The following is a 20,031-nucleotide window of genomic DNA, read 5'->3' as shown; positions in this document are numbered from 1 at the left end:
CGTGACGCGGACGGTCAGAGCCAGCCCTTGTCGCGGGCGGTGCTGACCGCCTCCGCGCGGTTGCGGACCGCGAGCTTCTGGATCGCCGTCGAGAGGTAGTTGCGGACCGTGCCCTGGGAGAGGTGCAAGGCGGCGGCCAGTTCGGCGTTGGTGGCGCCGCCGGACGCCGCGCGCAGGACCTCGCGCTCGCGGTCCGTCAGGGGGTTCGCGCCCTCCGCGAGGGCCGCCGCGGCCAGCGTCGGGTCGATGACCCGCTCCCCCGCGAGGACCTTGCGCACCGCCGCGGCGAGCTGGGCCGCGGGGGCGTCCTTGACCAGGAACGCGTGGGCGCCGGCCTCCATGGCGCTGCGCAGATAGCCGGGGCGGCCGAAGGTGGTGAGGATGACGATCTTCAGCTCGGGGCACGCGGCGTGCAGTTCGGCCGCCGCCTCGATGCCTGTCCGGCCGGGCATCTCGATGTCGAGCAGCGCCACGTCCACGTCGTGCGCGCGGGCCGCCGCGAGCACCTCGTCGCCGCGGGCCACCTGGACGACGACGTCGATGTCGGGTTCGAGGCCGAGCAGGGCCGCGAGGGCCTCGCGGACCATCGACTGGTCCTCGGCCAGCAGAATCCTGATGACATCGCCCGCGCCCTCGGCGCTGTTGCCGCTGCTCATGAGGGGGATCCTACGGGCGCCTCCGCCAGCGGAACACGGGCCGCCAGGCGGAAGCCGCGGCGGGCCGCGGGACCCGTCTCCAGGGCCCCGCCGACCGCCTCCACGCGCTCGGCCAGGCCCGTCAGGCCGTTGCCCGCGGCGGCACCGGAACCGCCCACCCCGTCATCCTCCACGGACAGCTCCAGGAGCGGTCCTGCGAGCGTCTGCCGCGCCGCGAACGCCACCGTGCAGTGCCGGGCCGAGCTGTGCCGCACGACATTGGTGACGGCCTCCCGCAGCGCCCAGGCGAGCGCCGCCTCCGCCTCCTCCGCCGGCAGTTCGGCGGGCGGCTCCAGCGGGACGTCGCCCTCGATGCCCGCGGCCGCCAGCGCGGTGCGGGCGCCCGCCAGTTCGCCGGCCAGGGTGCGCCTGCGGTACCCGGAGACGGCCTCGCGCACATCCACCAGGGCCTGACGGCTGACCCGCTCGATGTCGGCCACCTCCTTGGCGGCCTTGTCGGGGTGGTCGGGAAGCATCCGTCCGGCCAGCTCGCTCTTGAGCGTGATCAGGGAGAGGGAGTGGCCGAGCAGGTCGTGCAGGTCCCTGGCCAGCCGCAGCCGCTCCTCGTTGGCCGCCAGCTGGGCGACGGTGGCCCGTGCCTGGCGGAGCTGGATCATCGTACGGATCAACTGGCGCACACCGGACATGGCGTAGCCCACCATGAAGGTGATCAGTCCGAGGCTGGTGATCAGGTCGCCGAGGCCGTCGTCGCGCAGGCCGATCAAAATCATCAGCAGGGTGACCCCCGGGATGATCCAGACCGAGGCCCGCAGCGACAGGACGACTCCGGCGGACACGGAGACGTACACGAAGAGTCCGAGCCAGGGGTCGCCGAAGCTGAAGGAGAGGACCGCGGCGAGGAGCAGGAGCAGCCCGAACGCCGCGTAGAGCCTGCCCCGGTCGAGCACCTTCGTGGTGTAGCGGAAGACCAGGATCAGATAGCAGGCCACGAAGACCGCGAGGCCGAGGGAGCCGAGCACCGTGGCGCGGACCGTGTGACGGCCGTCGGCCAGGTCCTTGATCGGTGAGCTGAGGAAGATCAGCCAGACACTGATCCAGGCCATCTTCACCAGCGACTGGCGGCGGCCCCTGGGTGGGCGCCCGAACGTGTGCAGGGGGTGGAACGCCTCGCTCTCCGCGTCTGTCTCGCTCACGCCTTCAGTGTGTCCTTCCGGTACAGCCAGGCCGCGCCGCCCGCGAAGAGGAGGAAGTAGGCGGCCAGCAGGATGACGTCCTTCGCGTGCGGGGCGTCACCCAGTTCGATGGCCCGCCCGAGGGCAGCGTACGCGTGGGTCGGAAGCCAGTCGGCCAGGGTCTGGAGCCAGTCGGGGAACGTCGTCGAGGGCATCCACAGGCCGCCGAGGAGGGAGAGCACGAAGTAGACGATCATCGTGATCGGGCGGACCGCGTCACCGGTCGCGAGATAGCCGATGGCCACGCCGAGGGCCGCGAAGCAGAGGCTGCCCGCCCAGATCGCGCCGGTCAGCGCCAGCCACTGCCAGGCCTCGAAGCGGACGTCCTTGAAGATGGCGGCGACCGCGAACACCACGAGGATCGAGGGCAGGCTGACCACCGCCGCGCTCGCGGTCTTCGCCAGGACGTAGCCGCGCCCGGGGAGCGTCGTCAGGCGCAGCTGGCGCACCCAGCCGTTCTCCCGCTCCTTCGCGATGCGCTCGCTGTTGCCCATCAGAACGGCGGTGAGGGCGCCGAAGGACGCCATCGAGACCATCATGAACGCCGGGAGCGACAGCCCCGAGCCGGGGACGTCGCCGGCGGTGCCCGAGATGATCAGGAAGAGCAGGGACGGATAGATCATGGAGAAGAACTGGGCCTTGCGGTTGCGCAGGGCGCGGGTGATCTCCAGCTTGATCAGGCCCCGTGCGGCCAGTGTGTTCGTCATCGGGTCCGTGCCTCCTCGGCCTCGGTGATCGCCACGAAGGCCTGCTCGAGACCGAGCCCGGCGACTTCGAGATTGTGGGGGTATACACCCAGTCCGTACAGCGCGTGCACGGTGGCGTCGGCGTCGGCGGACTGGAGGCGGACCGAGTGGCCCGAGATGTCCAGCGCCGTCAGGAAAGGCAGCTCCCGCAGCCGGCCGGCCAGCGCTGCGTCGATCTCGGCGAGGTCGAAGGCGACCTTGCGCGCGCCCGCCCTCGCCTTGATCTCGGCGGCGGTGCCGTCCGCGAGGAGGCGGCCGCGGTGCAGGACCAGGACGCGGTCGGCGATCGCGTCGGCCTCCTCCAGGTAGTGCGTGGCGAACAGGACCGCGCGGCCCTGGTCCGCCTGCTCCCGCATGGTGGCCCAGAACGCCTGGCGGGCGGTGACGTCCATGCCGGTCGTCGGCTCGTCCAGGAGGATGAGGTCGTTCGCGCCGGCCGTGGCGAGCGCGAAGCGCACGCGCTGCTCCTGGCCGCCGGAGAGCTTGTCGACCTTGCGGTCGGCGATCTGCCCGATGCCCGCGTGTGCCAGCACGTCACCGACCCTGCGGGGCCTCGGGTGCAGATCGCAGGCGAGCCGCACCAGCTCGCGCACGGTGACCTCGCCCATCAGCCCGCCGCTTTGCAGCATGGCGCCGACCCGGCCCGCGGTGATCGCCTCGCGCGGCGAGGTTCCGAAGACCCGCACCGTGCCGCTGTCCGGGCGCCCGAGGCCGAGCAGGAGGTCGAGGGTGGTGGACTTGCCCGCGCCGTTCGGCCCGAGGAGCGCCACGGTCTCGCCGGGGCGCAGGTCGAGGGTGAGCCCGTCCACGGCGCGGACGTCGCCGTAGCTCTTGGTCACCTCTGTGAAGGTCACTGCGTTCATGTGATCCATCGTCGGCGGTGGCGGACGACGGGGGCAGTGTCGTGTGTGGCGAGTACGGGATGACATCTGTCATCCCGTACTCGGCACGGTGTCCTAGCTCGCGTTCGTCTCGATGACGCCGATCCGCTCCGCCGGGGTCTTGCCGAGGAGCGCCTTGTTCATGGCGCTCGCGACGTCGGTCGGCTGGACCGGCGTCTTGTCGCCGTTGCCGCGCTGGATCAGGATGCCGTCGAAGACGTTGCCGTACAGCTTCTTCAGCTCTTCGAGGTCGTACTGCGGCTGGAGGGTGCCGTTCTCGGCGACCTTTGTCTTCAGGATCTTCGGCAGTGACCTCGCCGGGCCGAAGGGGATCGCCTTGGTGCCCGCCTTGATCGTGACGTTGGCGGACATCGCGGGCTCGGCGAACCGGGTCATGAACTTGTCGACCTCGGCCTTGGAGACCGTCGGCTTGCGGGTGGTGACCGGCACCTGGACCGTGCCCGCGCTGCCCGTCTCGACCTGCTTCTTGTACGCGTCCGCGACCGCCGTCGTCGATGCCTGGGCGTCGATTCCCTTGCCGACCCTGCCGTAGACGGGGACGGCCTTGCCGGGCTCGAACTTGACCGTGCCCTCCTTCGCCGAGCCCGAGCCGCCCGCGGCCCGCTCCAGGGCGGCCGCCAGCTTCTCCTCGTCGACGGGCATGACCGGCTCGACGACGCGCTGGTTGCCGAAGAGCGAGCCCACCACCGATACGGGGTTGTAGTCGCTGCCCGCGGCCGCGCGGACGGTGGCCTGGCTGTCCAGGGTCAGGCCCGCCTGGTCCGGCTTGAGCATGACCTGCTCACCGGCCACCGACAGCTTCAGCGGCTTGGCGACGCGCTCCCCGAGGGCGTCGTCGAGCTTCTTGACGGCCTCGTCGCGGGTGCCGCCGCCGATGTCGACGCCGAGCACCGTGGTGCCCTTCGGGACGTCCGCGTGGTTCATCAGCAGCCCCGCGCCGTACGCACCGCAGGCCGCGACGACCACGAGGGCCGCGAGGAGGACCAGTTTGTTGCGGCCCTTCTTCTTCGGCGCGGGCTTGGGGGCGGCCGGCACGTCGGAGCGCACCGGCTCGGGCAGCTTCGGCGGGGTGTGCGCCATCGGCCCGTCGCCCTGGGGTCCCGAGGCGAACGGGGAGTTGTCCTGGACGGGCGGCACGACGGGGATGCCGCTGGTCAGCGTCTCCCCCGAGACGTTGCCGCCCGGCGTGGGCGCGCCGGGGCCGCCGGGCAGGGAGCCGGGGCCTCCCGCGGGCGGGCGCGGGCCGCCGGGGGGCGGCGAGAGGGGCCCGGCCTTCTGTGGCGTGAGGATCGCGGTGTCGTCGCTCATGGCTCCCGAACGCGGGAGGGAGCCGGTGGAGTTGGCCGGGCCACCGGGTCCGCCGGGAGCGCCGGGCCCACCAGGGGCGCCGGGGCCGGGAGCGGACGGGCGGGCGCCCGGCGTGGGCGGCGCCAGCGGGCTGTCGCCGGTGACGGGGCCGCCGGTCGGGCCCGCCGGGCCCCGCGAGTCCTGGGGGCCGCCGCCGCCCGGGCCTCCGGAGAAGTACGGCAGGTCGCCGCGCGCCGGGTCGCCGCCCTGCGGTACGCCCGAGCCGAGAGGGCCCGACGCCACGGCGCCGGACACGTCGTAGGGGCCCGCACCCGGACCGCCGGAACCATTCATTCCGGGACCGCTGGGGCCACCGGAGCCGCCGGGCACGCCCGAGCCGCTCGAACCCGCCGCCGGGGGTCCGCCGTTGGCCGACGCACCGCCCGAGGCACCGCTCTCGCCCCGCGCGGGCTTGCGCGGCGCGAACCAGTCGCTGGTCTTCTCGTCGGCCGCGCCGGAACCTCCCGCGCCGCCCTCACCGGGAGCGGATCCGGCACCGGCGTCCGCGCCGCCGGCGGAAGCGGAACCGGAACCGGAAGGAAGGTCTCTGCCGAGCCCGCCGTCGACGGCACCCCGCGTGGCGCCCGGGTCCCCCGCGCCGGGAGCCCCCGGCGCGGCGTCACGGCCGTTCCCGTCGTCCGCGTACGACGCGTCGCCGCGCGAGGCGCCCTCGTCGCCGACGGGCGTACGCATGACGACCGGCGGGATGGGCCGCGAACCGGGGATGTTGATCCGGATGCGGGTGGTCAGCGTGGTCTGGGTCTCGGGCTCTTCGGGCCGCTCGTCGGCGGCCTGCCGCCGCTGGCCGTCCGCGCCGCCGTCCGCGGCGGCGCCCTGTGCCGGGGAGCCGTAGGGCGGCGTCCCCGAGGGGTATGCGGCTCCGCCGCGCCCCTGGGGCCCGGAGGACGAACTGTCAGTTTCACGACTCAAGGCAGGTTCTCCTGGTTGACTCCGCCGCCCGGCTCGACCTCATCCGGGGTCCCCCCGGCCGGAGGTTGGGGGAGGCTCGGCGGCCGCACCACCATACTGGCCGCCGTCGGCACTCATCCTGTGACCGGCGTCAAACCCGTGCGGGACACGGGCTGAAGTGGTACGTCACTTGCCAAGTCGGGCGGCGGACGCGGTCGGTTGCGGCCGCTGCCCGAGCGTGGCGCACATCACAGCCACCACCATGCCGCCGACCAGGAAGCCGTACGAGCGGGGGCTCGCACCGAAGAGGAAGTCCCCCTCGGATCTGGTGGCGGTGAGCAGCATCACCGCGACGAGCCAGCCGACGGCGGGCGCGACGGCCCCCGCCTTGGTGCCGACCGCCCGCGCCCCGCCGTAGAAGGCACCGGCCGCGCCCAGGAGGGCGAGCAGCAGTCCGGCGGGGAAGAAGCCGCCCTGGACGAGCGCGCCCGCGGCGCCCACGACGGCGCCGAGCACGAAGAGAGCGGCGTACGCGGCGACTCGGCCCGCCCGCAGGGGCTGCGCGAGGAAGCTCCCCGCGGGCGCGGCGGGCGCCCCGGCCGTCGCGGCGGCCCCCGAAGGGGAAGAGGCCTTGGCGGCCCCCGAACCGGTCTTCGAGCCGGACCCCGGTCCAGCACCGGAACCGGCTCCCGACGACGCACGAGATCGCGTACTCACAGCGCGGTCACCCCAGCCACATCCGTCACCCTTTCGAGACCCGCGAACAGATCCGTCTCGCGGGCTCCGTCCTTACGCGACGCTTCTCCCCGCACCAGTTCGTAGTACTCCACCTCGAAGATCGGCTGGGCGAGGTCGTTGGAGAGGACGAACAGCGGCTCGCTCACCGTGATCTGGGTGGCGTGGGCCCGCATCGCCGCCGCCTTGGCCGCCTTGTAGGGCGTGCCGTCGATCTCCGTCGTGATCCGCTCGTCGTCCGTGACGCCCGGGACGTCCGCGACGGCGGCGGGAGTCGTGAACGGCGAGAACCGCAGCGCCCCCGTCATCCAGCGGAAGCGCTCCTCGACCACGGACCGCGGCGCGCGGTTCCAGTAGATCTTGCTGATGGTGTGCGGCTCACCGAGGTCGCCGCGGAAGGCGGGCTCGGCCGCCAGCTCGGCGGCGCGCATGGCGACGCGGTGGGCCTGGATGTGGTCGGGGTGGCCGTACCCGCCGTCGGGGTCGTACGTGACGAGGACCTGTGGCCGGACCTCGCGGATCACCTCGACGAGGTGCGCGGCAGCCTCGTCGAGGTCGGCCGACCAGAAGGCACCGGGACGGCGGTTCTGTTCGAGGCCCATCATCCCGGAGTCGCGGTAGCGGCCGGCGCCGCCGAGGAAGCGGTGGTCGGTGACGCCCAGTTCCTTCATGGCGGCGGCGAGTTCCCCGATGCGCTGGGCGCCCAGGGAGTCCTCGCGGTCGGCGGCGAGGTGGGCGAGCTCGGCCGGGATGACCTCGCCCTCCTCGCCCAGCGTGCAGGTCACCAACGTCACCTGGGCGCCCTCGGCCGCGTACTTGGCCATGGTCGCGCCATTGTTGATCGACTCGTCGTCGGGGTGCGCGTGCACGAGCAGCAGGCGCCGGGCGGGCGGTTCCGTCATGGGACCACCCTACGAGGACCGCGGGGCGGTCAGAACTTGATGCCGCCGATCACCCCTGCCACGTTCGTCGTCAGCTCGTTGATCGTCGGCGCGATGGACGAGCTGGCGAGGTAGAAGCCGAGCAGCGTACAGACGACCGCGTGTCCCGTTTTCAGCCCTGACTTCTTGACCAGCAGGAAGACGATGATCGCCAGCAGCACCACCGCCGAAATCGAGAGTGCCACGGCGGTCACCTCCAGTCGTAAGCCGTAACCCAGTGCGGACGCAAGCAGGTTCATACCCACCAAGCGCTACGGATCATAACTATCCGTGCGGACGCATGACTCGGAGCACGGCAGCACAGGGGGCGCATGCGCCATAAGGTCGGGGGATGACCTCCGAGAACCCCGGAATCCCCAGGCCCGACGGCAGCCCGGCGCGGGGTGTCTCCTTCCCGCGCGAGAACGCCCGGACGCGGCGTTTCACCCTCGGCGCGCCGCGTGCCTTCACGGTCGCGCCCGACGGGTCCCGGGTCGTGTTCCTGCGTTCGTCGTCCGGCACCGACCCGGTGAGCGGCCTCTGGGTGCTGGATCTGGCGGACGGGGCGGCCGAGCGCGTGGCGGCCGATCCGGGCGTGCTGCTCGGCGGTGCGGCCGAGCGGCTCTCGCCCCGGGAGCGGGCGCGGCGCGAGCGCAGCCGGGAGAGCGGTGCGGGCATCGTGGAGTACGCGACGGACGCGGCGGTGGAGCTGGCGGCGTTCGCGCTGTCGGGCCGGCTCTTCACGGCGGAGCTGCGCGCGGGCACGGCACGCCAACTGCCCGCGCGGGGCCCGGTGATCGACCCGCGCCCCTCGCCGGACGGCCGGCATGTCGCCTATGTGTCCGGGGGCGCCCTGCGGGTGACGGGCGCCGACGGCGAGGGGGACAGGGCGCTCGCGGAGCCGGAACCGGGCCACGCGGCGACCGTCACGTACGGCCTCGCGGAGCACGTCGCGGCCGAGTCGATGGCGCGGCACCGCGGCTTCTGGTGGTCGCCGAGCTCCGACCGGCTGCTCGTGGCGCGGGTCGATGACGCCCCGGTGCGGCGCTGGTGGATCGCGGACCCCGCGCACCCGGACCGCGAGCCCACGAAGGTCGCGTATCCGGCGGCGGGCACGGCGAACGCGGACGTGCGCCTGTTCGTCCTCGGGCTCGACGGGTCGCGCACCGAGGTGGTGTGGGACCGCGTCCGCCTCCCGTATCTCGCCCGTGTGCACTGGTCGGCGGACGGCGCCCCGCTGCTGCTCGTGCAGTCCCGCGACCAGCGGAGCCAGTCGTACCTCGCGGTGAACCCCGAGGGTTCGACGCGGATGGTGCACGCCGAGGACGACGCGGACTGGCTGGAACTCTTCCCCGGCGTGCCCTGCTGGTCCCCCAGCGGCAAGCTGGTGCGGATCGTCGACGAGGGCGGCGCTCGGGTCCTCGCATGGGGCGAACGGCCGCTGACCGGGGCGCAGTTGCACGTCCGCGCGGTGCTCGATGTGACCGAGGAGGACATCCTCGTCGCGGCGTCGGCGGGCGCGGCGGCGGCCGATCCCGAGGTCGGCGAGGTGCATGTCTACCGCGTCAACGAACTGGGTGTGGAACGCCTCTCGCGGGAACCCGGTGTGCACTCGGCGGTGCGGGCGGGCGGACTCACGGTGCTCGTTTCGGCCACCCTCGACCGGCCCGGCGCCCGGGTCCAGGTGCTGCGCGACGGCAAGCAGGTGGCCACTGTCGCCTCATACGCCCAGCGCCCGGGGCTCACGCCGCGCGTGACGCTCGCCGAAGGGGGCACGCGGCGTATCCCGTGCGCCGTTCTGCTACCCAGGGAATACAAGGCGGCGGACGGGCCACTTCCGGTACTCCTCGATCCGTACGGCGGTCCGCACGGTCAGCGCGTCCAGCGTGCGCAGGGCGTCTTCCTGACTTCGCAGTGGTTCGCCGATCAGGGGTTCGCGGTGATCGTGGCGGACGGCCGCGGCACACCGGGGCGCTCCCCCGCCTGGGAGAAGTCGATCAAGAACGACCTCACGGTGACGCTCGACGACCAGGTCGACGCCCTGCACTCCCTCGCGGCGACCGGGGAGTACCCCCTGGACCTGGACCGGGTGGCGATCCGCGGCTCGTCCTACGGCGGCTACCTCGCGGCGATGGCCGCGCTGCGCCGCCCCGACGTGTTCCACGCGGCGGTATCCGTCGCCCCGGTCACGGACCTGCGGCTGTACGACACGCACTACGAGGAGCGGTACCTCGGCGACCCGGCCCGGACCCCACAGACGTACCGCCACAACTCGCTGGTCTGGGACGACGGTCTGGTCGAGGCGGCCGGGCCGCACCGGCCGATGCTGATCGTGCACGGCCTGGCCGACGACAACGTGGTGGTGGCCCACTCCCTGCGGCTCTCCTCCGCGCTGCTCGCCGAGGGGCGCCCGCACGAGGTGCTTCCCCTGTCGGGCGTGACGCACCTGATGGGACAGGAGCAGGTCGCGGAGAATCTGCTCCTGCTCCAGGTCGACTTCCTGAAGCGGTCGCTCGGCCTCTGACCGGGCGGACGGGCCCCGCCGTCTACGGCACGACCTGCTTCTCCTCGGCGAAGTGGCAGGCCGAGTCGTGGGCCGCGGGCCCCTGCTGGTACCGGAACTCCGCGGGGACCGCGAGCGCCGGCACCTCCAGGGCGCACCGCTCCCTGGCCTTCCAGCAGCGCGTGCGGAACCGGCAGCCGGAGGGCGGGTTGGCGGGCGAGGGCACGTCGCCGCTGAGGATGATCCGCTCCCGGTGCTCGCGCGCCTCGGGGTCGGGGACCGGCACGGCGGAGAGCAGTGCCTGGGTGTAGGGGTGCGTCGGATGCTCGTAGATCTCCTCGTCCGAGCCTGTCTCGACGATCCGGCCGAGGTACATCACGCCGACCCGGTCGGAGATGTGCCGCACGATCGACAGGTCGTGGGCGATGAAGACGTAGCTGAGGTCGAACTGCTCCTGTAGCTGCTCCAGGAGGTTGATGACCTGCGCCTGGACGGAGACGTCGAGCGCGGAGACCGGCTCGTCGGCGACGATGATCTCGGGGCGGAGCGCGAGTCCGCGTGCGATGCCGATGCGCTGGCGCTGGCCGCCCGAGAACTGGTGCGGGTAGCGGTTGATGTACTCGGGGTTGAGGCCGACCACGTCCAGGAGGTCCTGGACCTTCTGGCGGCGCGAGCCCTTCGGGGCCACCTCGGGGTGGATCTCGTAGGGCTCCCCGATGATGTCGCCCACCGTCATACGGGGGTTCAGCGAGGTGTACGGGTCCTGGAACACCATCTGGATGTTGCGCCGGACCGCCTTCAGCGCACGCCCCGACAGCTTGGTGATGTCCTCGCCCCGGTAGCGGATCTCGCCCGCGGTCGGCCGCTCCAGGTTGACCAGCATCTTGGCGACCGTGGACTTGCCGCAGCCCGACTCACCCACGATGCCCAGCGTCTCGCCTTGGTACAGGTCGAGGTCGACGCCGTCCACGGCCTTGACCGCGCCGACCTGCTTGCGGATGAGGACGCCCCGGGTCAGCGGGTAGTGCTTGACCAGGCCGCGCACCTGGAGGATGGGTTCGTGCCCGTGTTCAGCGTGCGGCATCGAGCGTCTCCTTCCAGAAGTGGCAGGCGCTCCTGCGCTCGGCGACCAGGCCCTCGTACGTGACCCGGGCGAGCGGCGGCTCCTCGGTGACGCAGATGTCCTGCGCCATGGGGCAGCGGGGGTGGAAGGCGCAGCCCGGCGGGATGTTCATGAGGTTCGGCGGGAGGCCCTTGATGGCGTAGAGGTCCTGGCCCTTCTGGTCAAGGCGCGGGATGGATTCGAGCAGGCCGCGGGTGTACGGGTGTGCGGGCGCCCGGTAGATCTCGTGGACGGGGGCCTTCTCGACGATGCGGCCCGCGTACATGACGGCGATGGTGTCGGCGACGTCCGCGACGACGCCGAGGTCGTGGGTGATGAGGATCAGGCCCATGTTCATCTCGCGCTGGAGTTCGGCGAGGAGGTCCATGACCTGGGCCTGGACGGTGACGTCGAGGGCGGTGGTCGGCTCGTCCGCGATGATCAGGGAGGGTTCGAGTGCCATCGCCATGGCGATCATGATGCGCTGGCGCATGCCGCCGCTGAACTGGTGCGGGTACTGGCCGACGCGTTCGCGGGCGGCCGGGATGCGCACCCGGTCCATCAGCTCGACGGCCTTGGCCCTGGCGTCCTTCCTGGACATGCCCCGGTGGACGACGTACATCTCGCCGAGCTGTTCGCCGACGCTCAGGACCGGGTTCAGCGACGACAGCGCGTCCTGGAAGATCATCGCCATGCCGGCGCCGCGTACCTTGCGCCGCTCGTCCTCCTTGAGCTTGAGGAGGTCCCGGCCCTGGAAGAGGATCTCGCCCCTTGTGATCCTGCCGGGCGGCATGTCGAGGATGCCCATGACGGCCTGGGCGGTCACGGACTTGCCCGAGCCGGACTCGCCGAGCACGGCGAGCGTCTCGCCCGCGCCGACGGCGTAGTCGACGCCGTTGACGGCCTTGGCGACGCCGTCCCTGGTACGGAACTCCACATGCAGGTCGCGCACTTCGAGGAGCGCGGCCGGCGCTGTGGCCGGCGTCTCGTAAGCGGTTGCCATGGGCGCCTACCTCAGCTTCGGGTCGAGGGCGTCGCGCACCGCGTCGCCGAGCATGATGAACGCGAGCACGGTGACCGCCAGCGCCCCGGCCGGCCAGAGCAGCATGTGCGGGGCGTTGCGGATGTAGAGGGAGGCGGCCGAGATGTCGATGCCCCAGCTGACGGTCGGCGGCTTCAGCCCGACACCGAGGTAGGAGAGCGTGGCCTCCAGCGCGATGAACGTACCCAGTGCGATGGTCGCCACGACGATGACGGGGGCGACGGCGTTCGGCGCGATGTGGCGCAGGAGCATCCGCGTGTCGGAGGCGCCGAGCGCCCGCGCCGCCTGGACGTAGTCGTTCTGCTTGACGGTGATGACGGAGCCGCGCGCGATGCGGGAGATCTGCGGCCAGCCGAGCAGCACCATGAAGCCGACCACGGGCCAGACGGCGGAGCTGGTGACCACGGACAGGAGCACCAGGCCGCCGAGGACGACGGGGATGGCGAAGAAGACGTCCGTGACGCGCGAGAGGATCGCGTCCCACACCCCGCCGAAGAACCCGGCGAGGCCGCCGAGGACGCTGCCGAGGAGGGCGACGCCGAGGGTGGCGCACACGCCGACGGTGACGGAGACCCGCGCGCCGTGGACGACCCGGGTGTAGACGTCGCAGCCCTGTTCGTTGAAGCCGAAGGGGTGGCCGGGGGCGGAACCTTTCTGCGCGTTGGCGAGGTCGCAGGCCAGCGGGTTGCCGGTGGCGATGAGCGAGGGCCACAGCGAGATGACGACGAGGAAGACGATGATCAGGCCCGAGACGATGAAGACCGGGTTGCGCCGAAGGTCCTGCCAGGCGTCCGACCACAGGCTCCGCGCGGGCGCCGAGGGGCCGCCGCCCCCGGGCCCGGCCGGGAGCTTCTCCAGCGAGGCCGCCTCGCTCGCGGCGAGGTCCATCGCGCCGCCCGCGCCGGTCGCCGCGATGGCCCGCTCCGGCTGATGGGGTTCAGGCATAGCGGATCCTCGGGTCGAGTACGGCGTACAGGAGGTCGACGATCAGGTTGGCCAGCAGGAAGACCAGGACGAGAACGGTCACGAAGCCGACGACGGTCTGGGTGCTCTGGCGGAGGATGCCCTGATAGAGCTGGAAGCCGACGCCGTGGATGTTGAAGATCCGCTCGGTGACGATCGCGCCGCCCATCAGCGCGCCGACGTCCGTGCCGATGAAGGTGACCACGGGGATGAGCGAGTTCCGCAGCAGGTGCCGGGTGACGACGCGGCGCCGGGGCAGGCCCTTGGCGATGGCGGTGCGGACGTAGTCGGCGCGGCGGTTCTCCGCGATGGAGGTGCGGGTCAGCCGGGTGACGTACGCCAGGGAGACCGAGGCGAGGACGAGGCCGGGGATCAGGAGTTCGTCGAAGGGCGCCTCGCTGGACACGGACGGTTTGACGACGCCCCATTCGACGCCGAGCAGCAGCTGGAGGACGAGCCCGGTGACGAAGGTCGGGATCGAGATCACGACGAGGGTGAGCAGCAGCACGACGGTGTCTACGGGACGTCCGCGCCGCAGGCCGGTGAGCACGCCGAGCGAGATCCCGATGACGATCTCGAAGACGATGGCGACGACGGTCAGCCGGATGGTGACGGGGAAGGCGGCCGACATCAGCTCGGTGACCTTCTGGCCGTTGAAGGCGGTGCCGAAGTCGCCGGTGAAGACGTTGCCCATGTAGGTCGCGTATTGCTGCCAGACCGGCTTGTCGAGGCCGAACTCCTTCTTGAGACGGGCGGCCGTGGCGGGGTCGCACTTGCGGTCCCCGCACAGACCGGCGACGGGGTCGCCCATCACGTTCACCATCAGGAAGATCAGCAGAGTGGCGCCGAAGAAGACCGGGATCATCTGTAGCAGACGCCGGATCACATAACGTCCCATGACGGGCTCCGGGATTAGGGGGAGCGGCCGCGCGGCGCCCCGCGGGGTCCTGCGGCCGCTCCCGGCGTCTCAGTTGACCTTGATCCGGTCGTACACCGGCACGCTGAACTGGTTCAGCGTGACGTCGGAGACCTTGTCGGAGTAGCCCGCGCTGCCGTTCTGGTACCAGAGCGGGATGGCCGGCATCTTCCGGGCGAGGATCTTCTCGGCCTCCTGGAACTTGGCGACGGCCTTGGCGTTGTCGGTCTCGCCGTTGGCCTCGTTGACGAGCCTGTCGAACTCCTTGTCGGAGAACTTGCCGTCGTTGGAGGGGGCGTCGGTGTAGTAGTTCGGCTCCAGGAAGTTCTGGATCAGCGGGTAGTCCATCTGCCAGCCCGCGCGCCAGGCGCCGTCCAGTTCCTGTTTGGAGGCCTTGCCGCGGAAGTCCGCGAAGGTGCCGACGGGGTTGCCGACGCAGGCCTTGTCCTTCTCCAGCGCCTTGTTGATGGAGTTGCAGACGGCGTCGACCCACTCCTTGTGCGAGCCGGTGTCGGCGTTGTACGTGACCTTGAGCTGTCCGCCGGGGATGCCGCCGCCCTCCTCGACCAGCTTCCTGGCCTCGGCGGCGTCGTACTCGCAGGCGTCGCCGCAGAGGCCGGCCTGGTAGCCGCCGTCCTCGCCGAGCACCGGGGAGGTCCAGTCGGTGGCGGGGGTCCGCGTGTTCTGGAAGATCGTCTCGGTGATCTGTTTCCGGTTGATCGCCATGGACAGGCCCTTGCGGACCTTCTCCTTGCCCGGCTTGCTCCACTCGTCGTCGTAGAAGGGGAAGGCGAGGGTCTGGATGATGCCGGCAGGGGTGTTGATGTACCGGTCGCCGAGGTCGCTCTTGGCGTTCCTGAGCTGTGCGGCGGGCACGTCGTCGACGAGATCGAGGTTGCCCGCCATCAGGTTGGTGTAGGCGGTGTTGTTGTCGGTGTAGACCGTCATGTCCACACCGCCGTTCTTCGCCTTGTCCGGGCCGGGGTACGCGTCCCACTTCCGCAGGGACATCTTCGAGCCCTTGGTGTACGAGTCCACGGTGTACGGCCCGTTGCCCACGGGCTTGGAGAGCCAGGCGTCGTGGTCGTCGTAGAACGCCTGGGGCAGGGGGGCGAACGTGGGGTAGCCGAGGGTGTCGGGCCAGGTGGAGAACTTCTGGGTGAGCTTGACGGTGAACGTCGTCTCGTCGACGACCTTCAGCCCGGAGAGGGTCTTGGCGCTCGGGTTCCCCTTCTCGGGGTGGACCTTGTCGTACCCGTCGATGTAGGCGAAGAAGTAGGCGTTCTTCTGGTTGTTCTCCAGGTTCGCGCCGTAGTTCCAGGCGTCCACGAAGGACTTGGCGGTGACCTTCTCGCCGTTGCTGAACGTCCAGTCGCCCTTGATCTTGACCGTGAAGTTCCGCGCGTCCTTCGTCTCGATCGACTCGGCGACCATGTTCTTGGCCTCGCCGGTCTTCGGGTCGTACTGCTTGAGGCCGCGGAAGAGCATGTCGAGGATCTTGCCGCCCTGGACCTCGTTGGTGTTCGCGGGTTCGAGGGGGTTCTGCGGATCGCCCCAGGAGGAGCTCACGATGCCGGTGCCGTCGCCGCCGCCACCGCCGCCGCCTCCCCCGCCACCACAGGCCGTCGCCGCGAGGGCGACGGCCACCGCGCATGCGGCCCACTTGGCGTGCGTGGCTCCGCGCATGGAGTCCTCCTGTTCCGGGCTGTCACACCGTGGCTCACTTATCGCCAAATATCGCCTCGGATGGAATTAACCGCATATTTACCCCACCCGTATGAGGCCCCGCCCATCCGTATGAGGTCCAGCCCATCCGGATGTACGCATTCCGAGACGCCCGCGCCCGAATATCGGACTCATTGCCGGTCTTGCCCCATCTGACCCCCTCTTGTCCATCACGCTTGATTACACCAAGGCAATGCTAAGGTCTTCATTTCGTAAAGCTCTGGTCAAGGATCCCAAGAGCACCTCAAGTCGACCGAACATTCATTGACCGAGTGGGAAACGCCTTGCGAAAGTCGCGCATAGCCCCGTAGGTGCTGGTTGTCCTGCGGAATCCTGATGACCCCTCCGGGCCTGGAGCGCCATGACCTCGCCAACTCCCGCCGCTGCCGCCACGCTTGAAGTGACGGAAAAAACCGACGGCATCCCTTCCACGCCCAAGAAGCAGGGCGGCGAGGGCCGTTCGCCGGGTCGGCTTGCCTGGTCCCGCTTCAAGAGGGACAAGTCGGGCGTGATCGCCGCATGTGTGGTGATTTTCTTCTTCGCCATCTCGCTCGGCGCGCCACTGATTTCGAAGCTCTACGGCAAGGACCCGTACACGACGTACGGGGTGAACGACCCGAGCCTGTTCAACGAGTTCAGCTACCCGATCAAGCCGAACGGCGGCATGGACGGCGAGTTCTGGTTCGGTATCGAGCCGCAACTCGGCCGCGACGTGCTGACCTTCCTCCTGTACGGCATGCGCAACTCGCTGCTGATCGCCGCCGCCACCACGATCCTGGTGACGCTCATCGGCATCGCGGTCGGCATCACGGCCGGGTATCTCGGCGGCAAGACCGATTACTTCATCGGCCGGGTCATCGACATCCTCCTCGCCTTCCCCTCGACGCTCTTCTTCATCGCCTTCTGGCCGGTGATGATCTCCGTGGTCGTCGCGCCGGAGGACAAGACGCCTACGTGGCTGACCGTCACCAGCCTGATCGCGGTGATGACGGCCTTCGGCTGGGCCTCCATCGCCCGTCTGCTGCGCGGTGAGGTACTGGCCCTGCGCGAGCGGGAGTTCGTGGAGGCCGCGAAGGTGACCGGTGCCTCGCCGGCCCGGATCATCTTCAAGGAACTCCTCCCCAACCTGTGGACGCCGATCCTCATCCAGGCCACGCTCGCGCTGCCGATGTTCGTCACCGCGGAGGCCGGACTCGCCTTCCTGGGCGTGGGCCTTCAGGAGCCCACCCCCGACTGGGGCGTGATGATCCAGCGCGCCTCCGAGGTGTACGAGCAGGACATCACGTACATGGCCTTCCCCGGCATCGCGATGGTGATCTTCGTCGTCGCCTTCAACCTCCTCGGCGACTCGGTGCGCGACGCACTGGACCCGAAGACCAAACGCTGACACTCCCGGGCCGGGCACCCGCGACGGGGCGGTGCCGGGCCGTTTCCTCCGCTCCTCTTCTCACGACACTCAGGGTTGGTAGCCACATGTCTCTCTCCCGCAGAAACTTCGTCGTCGCGACCTCGGTCGCGGCGGGCGGATCGATGGTCCTCTCGGCGTGCAGCAGCGGCGGCTCCGGCGGCGGCAAGAGCGGAAACCACGGTGGCGCCACCGAGTACACGGGCGCCGAAGTCGAGATCGGCACCGCGGAGGACTCGAAGGGCCCCGCGCCCGAGGTCCCGGGTGCACAGAAGGGCGGCACGATCTACGCCGTCGCCGAGGACGACGTGTCGCACATGGACCCGCAGCGCATCTACTTCGCGTACAACTCCTCGGTCGCCCACCTCTTCGCCCGTGCCCTCACCGGCTACTACATCGACGCCAAGGGCAAGATGACCCTCGTCGGCGACCTCGCCACCGACACGGGCAAGGCCTCCGACGGCAACAAGACCTGGACCTTCACGCTGAAGGACGGCCTGAAGTGGCAGGACGGCAGCGAGCTGACCGTCGAGGACGTCCGCCACGGCATCGAGCGCTCCTGGGCCCCGTTCATCACCGAGGGCGCCTCGTACGTCCAGATGGCGCTGACGGGCAAGGGCTCCAAGTGGCGTGAGGCGTACAAGGGCCCGTACGGCGGCGACCACCTGGACTCGATCGTCACCGACAAGAAGAAGAAGACGATCACCTTCAAGCTGAAGGAAGCCCGCCCGGACTTCAACTTCACGCTGGCGATGACCTCGTACTCCCCCGTGCCCGAGAAGCACGACACCAAGGAGAAGTACGACAAGAAGCCGTTCTCCTGCGGCCCCTACATCGTCAAGCACCGCTCCATCGACAAGTCGCTGACGTTTACGCGCAACAAGCACTGGGACCCGAAGACCGACCCGATCCGCAACGCCTACCCGGACAACTTCGAGTTCGAGTTCGGCCCCACGGGCCTCGCCTCCTGCGACCGCTTCATCGCGGACCAGGGCAAGGACCAGCAGATGATCGCCGTCTACGAGCAGATCCCGGCCGAGCGCATGCAGAAGGTGCTCACCAACCCGGACGTCAAGAAGCGGTCCTTCAACGGCCTGTCCTCCGGCACGTACTACTACGCCATCAACACCAAGCGCATCACCGACGTCGAGGTGCGCAAGGCGCTCAACATCGCCTGGCCGCTGGAGCAGATCCGCCGCATCTACGGCGGCGAGTCGGCCGGTGACCTGGCGACGACCATCCTCAGCCCCGACATCATCGGGCGCGAGAAGTTCGACGTCTTCGGCAAGCTGAAGAAGCCCGCCGGCGACCCGGAGCGGGCCAAGGCCATCCTCAAGAAGGCCGGCAAGCTCGGGCAGAAGATCGTCTACGCCTTCCCGCAGCGCCCCACGTACGACAAGACCAAGGTCGTCATCGAGAACGCGCTGAAGGCCGCCGGTTTCGACCCGGTCATCAAGCCGCTCAACTCGACGGACTACTACGACCAGGCGCAGCGCATCGACAACAAGTTCGACGTGATGTGGTTCGGCTGGTCCCCGGACTGGCCGACCGCCTACACGCTGATCCAGCCGCTCTTCGACGGTGACGCCATCGGCGACGGCCAGAACAACATCTCGCAGACCGATGTTGACTGGATCAACGAGGCGATCAAGAAGAACGCGGTCATCACGGACCAGAAGGAGGCCGGCAAGGCCTGGGCCGAGCTGGACAAGCGGATCATGGAAGAGGTCGTGCCGATCATCCCGGAGACCTACCAGCGCCGCTTCTACCTGCACGGCTCCAAGGTCGGCGGCGCACAGTACGACCCGCAGTTCGCCGCGACGCTGATCTACAAGACCTACGTCAAGGCCTGACGACCGGCCCCAGAGGCGGGGCGGAACTCCCTCAGGGAGGGCCGCCCCGCCCCCTCCTCACCCACGGCATCCGTCAGGAAAACCAACTGCCATGCTCCGCTTCCTCCTTCGCCGCATCGCCGGTGGCGCGGTGATCCTGCTGATCATCAGCGTTCTCGTCTTCTTCCTCTTCTACGCCGCCCCGCGCGACCCCGCACGACTCGCCTGCGGCAAGGTCTGCTCCCCCGAGACGCTGGACCTGGTGCGGCACAACCTGGGGATCGCCGATTCACTTCCGGTGCAGTACTGGCACTGGTTCCAGGGCCTGTTCGTCGGCCGCGACTACGCCTCGTTCGGCAACTGCCCCGCGCCCTGCCTCGGCTACTCGTTCCGCAACCGCGAGCCCGTCCTCGGCACGATCCTGGACCGCTTCCCGACCACCGTGTCGCTCTCGCTCGGCGCGGCCCTCGTCTTCGTCGTCTTCGGCGTGGGCACCGGCATGCTGGCCGCCCGCAAGCAGGGCAAGGCCATCGACAAGATCGCCTCGTCCGCCTCGCTGGTCGCGTCCTCGCTCCAGATCTACGTCGTCGGCGTCTTCGCCGTCTACCTCTTCACGTACCAGCTCAAGTGGCTGGACCGGCCGCAGTACACCTCGATCAGCGAGGATCCGGGCGCCTGGTTCTCGGGCCTGATGATCCCCTGGATGGTCCTGTCGCTGATCTTCACGGCGAACTACACCCGTATGACGCGCTCCCAGATGGTCGAGACGCTCAGCGAGGACTACGTCCGCACGGCACGCGCCAAGGGCCTCTCCGGCCGCTCGGTCTTCTTCCGCTTCGCCTGGCGCGGCGCGATGGGCCCGATCGTCACGATCTTCGGCCTCGACCTGGGTGTCCTTCTCGGCGGCGCGATCATCACCGAGAAGACGTTCGCCCTGCACGGCATCGGTGACCTGTCCGTCCGAGCGGTCCAGACCAGCGACCTGCCCGTGCTGCTCGGTGTCGTCCTCGTCGCCGCCACGGCGATCGTCGTCTTCAACATCCTCGTCGACGCGATCTACGCCCTCATCGACCCGCGCGTGCGCCTCGCCTAGGAG

Annotated in this window: 17 protein-coding genes; 4 read left to right on the top strand and 13 right to left on the bottom strand. The window is 70.1% G+C overall.

Features of this window, described 5'->3' with window-relative positions; genetic code table 11:
• Positions 1–14: 14 nt before the first annotated feature.
• From CP975_RS23205 to CP975_RS23170, 8 genes are all read right to left on the bottom strand, one after another.
• Entirely contained in the window at positions 15–656 is a 642-nt protein-coding gene (locus CP975_RS23205; protein WP_051820311.1) for a response regulator transcription factor, read from the bottom strand.
• Positions 653–1,759: a sensor histidine kinase gene (locus tag CP975_RS23200; RefSeq protein ID WP_150477956.1), complete on the bottom strand. Its 1,107-nt coding sequence runs from the start codon at positions 1,757–1,759 to the stop codon at positions 653–655. Before CP975_RS23200 ends, CP975_RS23205 begins: the two co-directional genes overlap by 4 nt.
• An 86-nt stretch (positions 1,760–1,845) precedes the next feature.
• A complete protein-coding gene (locus CP975_RS23195) occupies positions 1,846–2,595 on the bottom strand; it encodes an ABC transporter permease (protein WP_030793794.1) in 750 nt (249 codons plus the stop codon).
• Positions 2,592–3,506, bottom strand: coding sequence for an ABC transporter ATP-binding protein (locus CP975_RS23190; RefSeq protein WP_055530836.1), 915 nt, complete (start codon positions 3,504–3,506; stop codon positions 2,592–2,594). The genes CP975_RS23195 and CP975_RS23190 overlap by 4 nt, the downstream gene beginning before the upstream one ends.
• Before the next feature lie 84 nt (positions 3,507–3,590).
• Entirely contained in the window at positions 3,591–5,813 is a 2,223-nt protein-coding gene (locus CP975_RS23185) for a hypothetical protein (RefSeq protein WP_055530835.1), read from the bottom strand.
• 165 nt (positions 5,814–5,978) lie between these two features.
• Positions 5,979–6,347, bottom strand: coding sequence for a DUF6113 family protein (locus tag CP975_RS23180; RefSeq protein WP_055530870.1), 369 nt, complete (start codon positions 6,345–6,347; stop codon positions 5,979–5,981).
• A 158-nt stretch (positions 6,348–6,505) separates the two neighbouring features.
• Complete coding sequence (gene mshB / locus CP975_RS23175; protein ID WP_055530833.1) at positions 6,506–7,429, bottom strand: N-acetyl-1-D-myo-inositol-2-amino-2-deoxy-alpha-D-glucopyranoside deacetylase; 924 nt, start codon at positions 7,427–7,429, stop codon at positions 6,506–6,508.
• A 29-nt stretch (positions 7,430–7,458) separates the two neighbouring features.
• Positions 7,459–7,653, bottom strand: coding sequence for a hypothetical protein (locus CP975_RS23170; protein WP_030793780.1), 195 nt, complete (start codon positions 7,651–7,653; stop codon positions 7,459–7,461).
• Positions 7,654–7,799: 146 nt separating this feature from the next.
• Here CP975_RS23170 and CP975_RS23165 point away from each other — a divergent pair, with 146 nt between their 5' ends.
• Positions 7,800–9,971 (top strand): alpha/beta fold hydrolase, encoded by a 2,172-nt coding sequence (locus CP975_RS23165; RefSeq protein ID WP_055530830.1) that lies wholly within the window; start codon positions 7,800–7,802, stop codon positions 9,969–9,971.
• A gap of 22 nt (positions 9,972–9,993) precedes the next feature.
• On the opposite strand, the gene CP975_RS23160 is transcribed toward CP975_RS23165, so the two are convergent.
• From CP975_RS23160 to CP975_RS23140, 5 genes are all read right to left on the bottom strand, one after another.
• Positions 9,994–11,034 (bottom strand): ABC transporter ATP-binding protein, encoded by a 1,041-nt coding sequence (locus tag CP975_RS23160; RefSeq protein WP_055530828.1) that lies wholly within the window; start codon positions 11,032–11,034, stop codon positions 9,994–9,996.
• On the bottom strand, positions 11,021–12,055 hold the full coding sequence (locus CP975_RS23155) for an ABC transporter ATP-binding protein (RefSeq protein ID WP_055530826.1): 1,035 nt from the start codon (positions 12,053–12,055) through the stop codon (positions 11,021–11,023). The genes CP975_RS23160 and CP975_RS23155 overlap by 14 nt, the downstream gene beginning before the upstream one ends.
• A 6-nt stretch (positions 12,056–12,061) precedes the next feature.
• Positions 12,062–13,039, bottom strand: coding sequence for an ABC transporter permease (locus tag CP975_RS23150; RefSeq protein WP_055530824.1), 978 nt, complete (start codon positions 13,037–13,039; stop codon positions 12,062–12,064).
• Positions 13,032–13,955, bottom strand: coding sequence for an ABC transporter permease (locus CP975_RS23145; RefSeq protein WP_055530822.1), 924 nt, complete (start codon positions 13,953–13,955; stop codon positions 13,032–13,034). Before CP975_RS23145 ends, CP975_RS23150 begins: the two co-directional genes overlap by 8 nt.
• A 69-nt stretch (positions 13,956–14,024) precedes the next feature.
• Positions 14,025–15,659, bottom strand: coding sequence for a peptide ABC transporter substrate-binding protein (locus tag CP975_RS23140; RefSeq protein ID WP_055530820.1), 1,635 nt, complete (start codon positions 15,657–15,659; stop codon positions 14,025–14,027).
• A gap of 400 nt (positions 15,660–16,059) precedes the next feature.
• On the opposite strand from CP975_RS23140, the gene CP975_RS23135 reads away from it, so the two are divergent.
• The 3 genes from CP975_RS23135 (at position 16,060) to CP975_RS23125 (ending at position 20,028) form a co-directional block, all read left to right on the top strand.
• Positions 16,060–17,085, top strand: coding sequence for an ABC transporter permease (locus CP975_RS23135; RefSeq protein WP_150477300.1), 1,026 nt, complete (start codon positions 16,060–16,062; stop codon positions 17,083–17,085).
• Positions 17,086–17,171: 86 nt separating this feature from the next.
• Positions 17,172–18,956, top strand: coding sequence for an ABC transporter substrate-binding protein (locus CP975_RS23130; RefSeq protein WP_055530818.1), 1,785 nt, complete (start codon positions 17,172–17,174; stop codon positions 18,954–18,956).
• A gap of 91 nt (positions 18,957–19,047) precedes the next feature.
• Positions 19,048–20,028, top strand: a complete 981-nt coding sequence (locus CP975_RS23125) for an ABC transporter permease (protein WP_055530816.1) — start codon at positions 19,048–19,050, stop codon at positions 20,026–20,028.
• Positions 20,029–20,031 lie beyond the last annotated feature (3 nt).

Origin of the sequence: Streptomyces alboniger (assembly GCF_008704395.1) — a bacterium.
Lineage (GTDB): Bacteria > Actinomycetota > Actinomycetes > Streptomycetales > Streptomycetaceae > Streptomyces > Streptomyces alboniger.
The sequence above is the reverse complement of the archived record's forward strand: the minus strand, read 5'-3'. Positions and strand labels throughout refer to the sequence as shown.

Excerpts from the sequence above, each read along its gene's own strand:
- CP975_RS23135 (WP_150477300.1), top strand. The coding sequence starts at position 16,060 with ATGACCTCGCCAACTCCCGCCGCTGCCGCCACGCTTGAAGTGACGGAA.
- CP975_RS23140 (WP_055530820.1), bottom strand. The coding sequence starts at position 15,659 with ATGCGCGGAGCCACGCACGCCAAGTGGGCCGCATGCGCGGTGGCCGTC.
- CP975_RS23195 (WP_030793794.1), bottom strand. The coding sequence starts at position 2,595 with ATGACGAACACACTGGCCGCACGGGGCCTGATCAAGCTGGAGATCACC.
- CP975_RS23200 (WP_150477956.1), bottom strand. The coding sequence starts at position 1,759 with ATGGCCTGGATCAGTGTCTGGCTGATCTTCCTCAGCTCACCGATCAAG.
- CP975_RS23160 (WP_055530828.1), bottom strand. The coding sequence starts at position 11,034 with ATGCCGCACGCTGAACACGGGCACGAACCCATCCTCCAGGTGCGCGGC.
- CP975_RS23155 (WP_055530826.1), bottom strand. The coding sequence starts at position 12,055 with ATGGCAACCGCTTACGAGACGCCGGCCACAGCGCCGGCCGCGCTCCTC.
- CP975_RS23130 (WP_055530818.1), top strand. The coding sequence starts at position 17,172 with ATGTCTCTCTCCCGCAGAAACTTCGTCGTCGCGACCTCGGTCGCGGCG.
- CP975_RS23205 (WP_051820311.1), bottom strand. The coding sequence starts at position 656 with ATGAGCAGCGGCAACAGCGCCGAGGGCGCGGGCGATGTCATCAGGATT.
- CP975_RS23150 (WP_055530824.1), bottom strand. The coding sequence starts at position 13,039 with ATGCCTGAACCCCATCAGCCGGAGCGGGCCATCGCGGCGACCGGCGCG.
- CP975_RS23145 (WP_055530822.1), bottom strand. The coding sequence starts at position 13,955 with ATGGGACGTTATGTGATCCGGCGTCTGCTACAGATGATCCCGGTCTTC.
- CP975_RS23190 (WP_055530836.1), bottom strand. The coding sequence starts at position 3,506 with ATGGATCACATGAACGCAGTGACCTTCACAGAGGTGACCAAGAGCTAC.
- mshB (WP_055530833.1), bottom strand. The coding sequence starts at position 7,429 with ATGACGGAACCGCCCGCCCGGCGCCTGCTGCTCGTGCACGCGCACCCC.
- CP975_RS23165 (WP_055530830.1), top strand. The coding sequence starts at position 7,800 with ATGACCTCCGAGAACCCCGGAATCCCCAGGCCCGACGGCAGCCCGGCG.
- CP975_RS23125 (WP_055530816.1), top strand. The coding sequence starts at position 19,048 with ATGCTCCGCTTCCTCCTTCGCCGCATCGCCGGTGGCGCGGTGATCCTG.